The following is a 6000-nucleotide window of genomic DNA, read 5'->3' on the forward strand; positions in this document are numbered from 1 at the left end:
GGAAGGTGGGCCCGATGAGGATCGCGCAGGTCGCCAACTTCGTGGCGCCGACGTCTGGCGGCATCCGCACGACGCTGCGGCACCTGGCCGCGGGCTATGTCGCCGCCGGCCACGAGGTGGTCCGGGTGCTGCCGGCCCGGCGCGACGGGGTACGCCACGTCGACGGGGTCACCACACTGATGGTCCGGTCTCCGTTGGTACCCGGAACCCCCTACCGCATGATCACCGAGCCGTGGCGGGTCACGGCGATGCTCGACGAGGCACGCCCGACCCACCTCGAGGTGCACGACCGCACGACGCTGCGCCGGCTGGGCCGGTGGGCGCGCCGCAACGGCGTGCACTCGCTGGTCGTGTCGCACGAGCGGCTCGACCGGCTGCTGGGCGCCAAGACCCCGGCGTCGCTGCGTGGCGTGCTGCCGGTGCGCGCGGCCGCGGACGTCACGAACCGGACGCTGGCCGCCGGCTACGACACGGTGGTGACGACGACCCGCTGGGCCGCGGCCGAGTTCCTGCGCCTCGGGGTGAACAACCTGCGCCAGGTGCCGCTGGGCGTCGACCTGGACCGGTTCGGCACCGAGTGGGCCGACCGGTCGCTGCGGCGGGCGTTCGCCCGCGACTCGGACGTGCTGCTCGTCGCGATCAGCCGGATGGACCCGGAGAAGCGGGTCGACATCGCGATCGACGCGCTCGCCGAGCTGGTCCGCCGCAAGGTGCCGGCCCGCCTGGTGCTGGCCGGCGACGGCAGCGGGCGCAAGGAGCTGGAGCGCCGGGCTGCCGGGCTGCCGGTCGTGTTCCTCGGGTTCGTCGCCGACCGCCAGCGGCTCTCAGCGCTGCTGGCCAGCGCCGACGTCGGCCTGGCCCCCGGGCCGGTCGAGACGTTCGGCCTGGCGGCACTGGAAGCGATGGCGAGTGCCACGCCGGTGGTGGTGCACCATGGCAGTGCGATGGCCGAGCTGCTCGACCCGCGCTGCGGCCGGGTCGCCGCCGGCTGCGGCTACGGTTTCGCCGACGCGATCGAGGAGGTCCTCGCGCTCGACGAGGCCGACCGGCGAGTGGCCGCCCGCGCCCGCGCCGAGATGTTCCCCTGGTCCGCCACCGTCGAGGGCTTCCTGTCCGTCCACGGCCTGGCCGTGCCGCCGGCCCAGGCCGCGATCGCGCTGCCGCCAGCCGACGGGACCGACCTGCCCCGCGCCGCCTGACCGGAGCCGGCCCCGCCCGTCCGGGCGCCGTCTTTGCCGACCGCCAAAGGGCCGGCGGCGGCCCCGCACGCCGGTTACCTGGACGAATAACCCGCGGTAGGGCACGTTCTGTTCCGGTCGGGGCCACATCTCGCGCCGGAAGTGCCTACCGTAGGCGCGTGTACCACGCACTGCTGCCCGCGCCCCGGTCAGGACTCCTGACCGGGTGGGGCAACGCCTGGCTGGCCGGGCTCGTCGGCTCCGACGACGTCCTGACGCATATCCACGGGACGCTCGGGCCCGGCCGGCACACGATCGGCGACGAGCCGCTCGTGCTCGGTCTCGGCGCGCTGCGCTCCGCCCGGGCCGAGCGGTTCCGCCTGATCCTGCCGGTGCCGGGCGACGTGTCCGGCCTGCCCGGCCCGCCGGAGGTCAACGCCGACGCGCTCGCGGCCGGCGAGGCGGTGCTGGTCCTCGGCCCCAGCCCGTCGCTGCTGCTGGTGCCGACGGTCGAGGTGCACGGGCCGGCCGTCGAGGGAGCGCTGGAGTCGGTCCACTGGCGGGTCCTGCCCGCCGCCCGGGTGCCGGCGCCGCCGGCCCCGGTCCGGGCCGCCGAGTACGAGCTGGCCCAGGCGATCGCGTCGACGACGTCGGCGCTGCTGGACCTGGACATCGCCGCCGCCCGTCCCGAGGTGCTCGCGCTGCTGCGGGACCGGGCCGAGGAGGAGCCCGGCCCGGGCCTCGGCCCCGGGTACCCGCCGGTCGCGCACGCGCTGCTGGCCCGGGCCGAACGGCTGCACGCCCTGCTGGACCTCGCGGCCCTGGACGACGGTGCCGCCGTCACGGCCGGCGAGATCGGCCGCCGCAGCGCCGCGCTGCGCGGCCTGTCCGCGGCCGTCCGCCGCGCCTATGAGGCGGCCTACGACGCGTTCGACCCCAACCACGCGACATCCCCGCCGTCCCGCTGACCGGAGCCGGTTACGGCCCGCACGGAGCCCCTCGCGAGGTGGCCGCGAGCGGCGACCGGGCGCTGGCCGTCGACGCACAGGGCAAGCCGGTCCCATCGGCGCAGGACCTGTACCGGCGGCGCGCCGAGAGGCACGCCGCCGGTAACCCCCCGCCCGGTAGCAAGGTCCCCCCGCTTAAAGACCTTGCATTAGAGACCTTAGTCCCTATGGCGCAGTGCCACTCAAGCCCCCGACCGGGTGCCGTTAGCCGCGGCATTCTTCCCAACGTTCGGGCGCCCAAAGGTGGGAATACGACGAGGCAGTAGGCCGGAAGCCACGGCGGCGCGCGAATATCGACCGAGAATGAGCCGGGCGCAGCCTATCGAGGCGGCGGCGGGCCGGAAACCACACGAGACCACGTCGTTTGGGACTGACGGCCCGGCTCAGTTCAGGCGCGGACAGAAGTGGCCGTCCGGGCCGTCGGGCCGGCCGCACAGCACGCAGGACGGCCGGCCGGCGGCGACGATGCTGCGCGCCCGCTCGATGAACGCCCGGGTCTGCTGGATCGAGAGCCCGACCCGCAGCGAGTCGAGGTCCTCCTCGCTGACCGGGGTCCCGAGCTGGCTCTGCGAGAGCCCGGCGGCCTCGACGAACACGCGCCGGCCGTCCCACGAGACGGTCAGCTGGCCGAGGTGGAAGTCCTCCTCGAACGGCGCCTCCAGCGGCGCGAGGTCGACCTCGACGTCGGCGGCGGCCGGAACGGGGACACCCTGCTGCTGGCCGACCTGGCCGAGCAGCGCCGACAGGCCCTCGGCCAGCGCGGTCACCTCGGCCTTCTCCAGGCCGATGGTCACGAGCTGGCCGGACTGAGCGGCCTGAAGATAGAAGGCGCGCTCGCCCGGCTGCCCGACGGTCCCGACCACGAACCGCTCCGGCGGGTCGAACACGAATCGTTGCATGCCTGCGTACACTCCGTCAGTTCCGGCCACGGGGTCGTTCCCCGAGACGCGTCACGGCCTCCAGAAGGTCGACCGACCTTCCTCGAACAGGGTCTGTTCGGCCGGTATTCCGGCCGGGTCCACGGTATCCAGGCGGATCACGTGGCACGCCCTGCGACCTAACGCCTGTGCCGCCTCGGCGGGCCGGCCGGACGCTCGAAGGATCCTACGTCCAGTATCCCCGCCCAACGGGCGGACCGCCCGGGCCCGCGGCCGGGCCACCCGGGCCTGGCTACCGGAGCACCGGGCTCATCGGGACGTGGCACTCGTCGCGAGGTCGCGTTCAGGCGCGCGGGGGGCCGACGCCGGCGGCCGGTCCGCCGGCCCGCGCGAGGAGGCGGCCGCGGCCCTGGGCGTCGGCCGGGGTGCCCGCCACGGCCGGCGCCCGGTCCTCGACCGTCGGCGCCGAGCAGCAGTCCGTCGGGCAGACCTCCGGGAACGGCCCGAGGCCCGTCCAGGAGCGGCGCGGCCGGTCCGGGTCACCCCGCTCGGCGAGCAGCTCGGCGACCATCCGGACGAACCGGGGCTCGGCCCCGACCGTCCCGGCCCGCACGGCGCTGATCCCGGCCTTCTCGGCTCGGCCCAGCGCGTCCCGGTCGAGGTCCTGGATGACCTCCATGTGGTCGCTGACGAAACCGACCGGCACGATCACCACCGCCCGGGCGCCGGCGGCCGCCAGCTGCTCGATCCGGTCGCCGACGTCTGGCTCCAGCCAGGGGACGGTGGGCGGCCCGCTGCGGCTGCAGTAGGCGACGTCCCACGGGTGCTCCCGGCCGCCCCGCCCGGCGACGGCCGCGGCGACGGCGCGGCTGACGGCGGCGAGCTGGGCCGGGTAGGCGCCGCCGCCGGGCCCGCTCTCGGCGGCCTGCCGCCGGGGCACTGAGTGGGCGACGAACAGCAGGTGCGCCTCGTCGCGGACCGCGGCGGGCAGCCGGTCGAGCCCGGCCTCGACCCGCTCGACCATCGGCTCGACGAACCCCGGGTGGTCGAAGAACACCCGCAGCTTGACCAGCTCGGGCCCCGGACCACCGGCCGGCAGAGCGGCGAGGCCGTCGGCCAGGTTCTCCCGGTACTGCCGGCAGGCGGAGTACGTCGCGAACACCGACGGCACGAAGACCGCGGCCCGCCGGACCCCGTCCGCGCGCATCTCGGCCAGGGCGGCGCCGAGGTAGGGCTCCCAGTTCCGGTTGCCCCAGTAGACCGGCAGCGGCGCGAGCTCGGCGCGCAGCGCGGCCAGCAGCTCGCGGCTCTGGTCGTTGATCGGGCTGCGGCCGCCGAGCCGGTGGTAGTGCTCGGCGACCTGGGCGATCCGCGCCTCCGGCACCCCCCGGCCGCGGGTGACGTTGCGCAGGAACGGCAGCACGTCGGCCGGCCCGTCGGGCCCGCCGAACGTCAGCAGCAGCAGCGCGTCAACAGCGCCGGTGCCGTTGCCGGACGGCGACGCGGAGCCCACGGCGTCGATGACCGACCGTGACCGGTGCTAGTGGCCCATGCCGACGCCGCCGTCGACCGGGAGGACCGCGCCGGTGATGTACGCCGCACGCTCGGAGGCGAGGAACGCGACCGCGGCGGCGACCTCCTCCGGTTCGCCCATCCGCCGGCCCGGGACGCTGGCGAGGATCAGCTCGCGCTGGGCGTCCGTGAGGGCGTCGATCATGGCCGTGCGGATCGGGCCGGGCGAGACGACGTTCGACGTGATCCCGCGCGGCGCGAGCTCACGGGCCAGCGAGCGGGCGAAACCGATGAGACCGGCCTTCGACGCGGCGTAGTTCGACTGCCCGGCGTGCCCGGACATGCCGACGACCGAGGAGATGAACACCAGCCGGCCGTAACGGCGCCGGAGCATGCCGCGCGCCCCGCGCTTGGCGACCCGGTAGGCACCGAGCAGGTTCGTGTCGATCACGTCCCGGAAGGAGTCCTCGGACATCGTCAGGAGCAGCGTGTCCTTCTCGATTCCCGCGTTGGACACCACGATCTCGACCGGACCGAGCTCGGCCTCGACCTCGGCGAACGCCTTGTCCACCGACTCGACGCTCGTCACGTCCATCCGGACGCCGAACAGCCCGTCAGGCGCCTGCCCGCCTCGGCTCGCGACAGCGACCCGCTGGCCGTCCGCGGCCAGAGCCGCGGCGCAGGCGGCACCGATACCCCGGTTGCCCCCGGTCACAAGCGCCACTCGACCCTGACCCGCGTTTTCTGCCATACAGCGAATCGTAGCCGTCCCCGACCCGTCCGGACCGAAACCCCGGGCGCCACGATCCGTGGCCACACGACACCCGCTCCCGCCCGCCCGGGACATGCCGCCCAGGTCGGCACACTGGCCAGCACGTACGGTTTGCGCGGGCCTGTCGTGGTCGCGGCAGGTCACCCGAGCGGACCCGCGTACCCCGCTCGGCGCACGACGGCCAAGATTGATGCGGGGTGGCCGCAACGCACCGCCCGCCCCGCGCGTCCGGACTGGAGTGGCAGGCGTGGTGTTCAGGCCAGGGATCCGCCACGTCGAGTATCGCCCGCGGGAATGGTCCTTCGAGCCGCCCGGGCGGACCGGCTCGCCGGTGGACGAGACCGCGGTCGCCGGCCCCGGCGACGACGTGGCAGCCGACGACGTGGCGGCGGACGACGGGCGGTCCGCGCCGCGCCGCCCGCCGCCTCGGCCGGCCGAGGTCGCCGACGAGGCCGCCGCCGGCTGGCCCCTCGAACCCGTGCGGCCGACCGGGCACCCCGTGCCCTGGCCCGGGCAGGTCGAACCGGGCACCGGACCGGCGCCCCAGCTTCCGCCGGCGCCACCCGAGCCCACCCCTGCGCCGGCCCTGACGGTGCCCGGCGCGATCGTCCCGGGGCCGCCCGGCGGGGGGGGGGGGGGGGCGGGCCCCGGGC

Annotated in this window: 5 protein-coding genes and 1 pseudogene; 3 read left to right on the forward strand and 3 right to left on the reverse strand. The window is 75.6% G+C overall.

Features of this window, described 5'->3' with window-relative positions:
• Positions 1-14 precede the first annotated feature (14 nt).
• Positions 15-1199: a glycosyltransferase gene (locus I6A60_RS22925; RefSeq protein WP_203022322.1), complete on the forward strand. Its 1185-nt coding sequence runs from the start codon at positions 15-17 to the stop codon at positions 1197-1199.
• Between the two features lie 158 nt (positions 1200-1357).
• Entirely contained in the window at positions 1358-2146 is a 789-nt protein-coding gene (locus I6A60_RS22930; RefSeq protein WP_013425916.1) for a hypothetical protein, read from the forward strand.
• A 422-nt stretch (positions 2147-2568) separates the two neighbouring features.
• Here the strand turns inward: I6A60_RS22930 and I6A60_RS22935 are convergent, their stop codons facing one another.
• From I6A60_RS22935 to fabG, 3 genes are all read right to left on the reverse strand, one after another.
• Positions 2569-3084, reverse strand: coding sequence for a DUF3090 family protein (locus I6A60_RS22935; RefSeq protein WP_203022323.1), 516 nt, complete (start codon positions 3082-3084; stop codon positions 2569-2571).
• Positions 3085-3406: 322 nt separating this feature from the next.
• Complete coding sequence (locus tag I6A60_RS22940) at positions 3407-4576, reverse strand: ferrochelatase (RefSeq protein ID WP_203022324.1); 1170 nt, start codon at positions 4574-4576, stop codon at positions 3407-3409.
• A 27-nt stretch (positions 4577-4603) separates the two neighbouring features.
• Positions 4604-5326, reverse strand: coding sequence for a 3-oxoacyl-ACP reductase FabG (gene fabG / locus I6A60_RS22945; RefSeq protein ID WP_203022325.1), 723 nt, complete (start codon positions 5324-5326; stop codon positions 4604-4606).
• A 268-nt stretch (positions 5327-5594) separates the two neighbouring features.
• On the opposite strand from fabG, the pseudogene I6A60_RS22950 reads away from it, so the two are divergent.
• Positions 5595-6000, forward strand: a pseudogene (locus I6A60_RS22950) (hypothetical protein); the annotation flags it as partial.

This window comes from Frankia sp. AgB1.9, assembly GCF_016786355.1.
Lineage (GTDB): Bacteria > Actinomycetota > Actinomycetes > Frankiales > Frankiaceae > Pseudofrankia.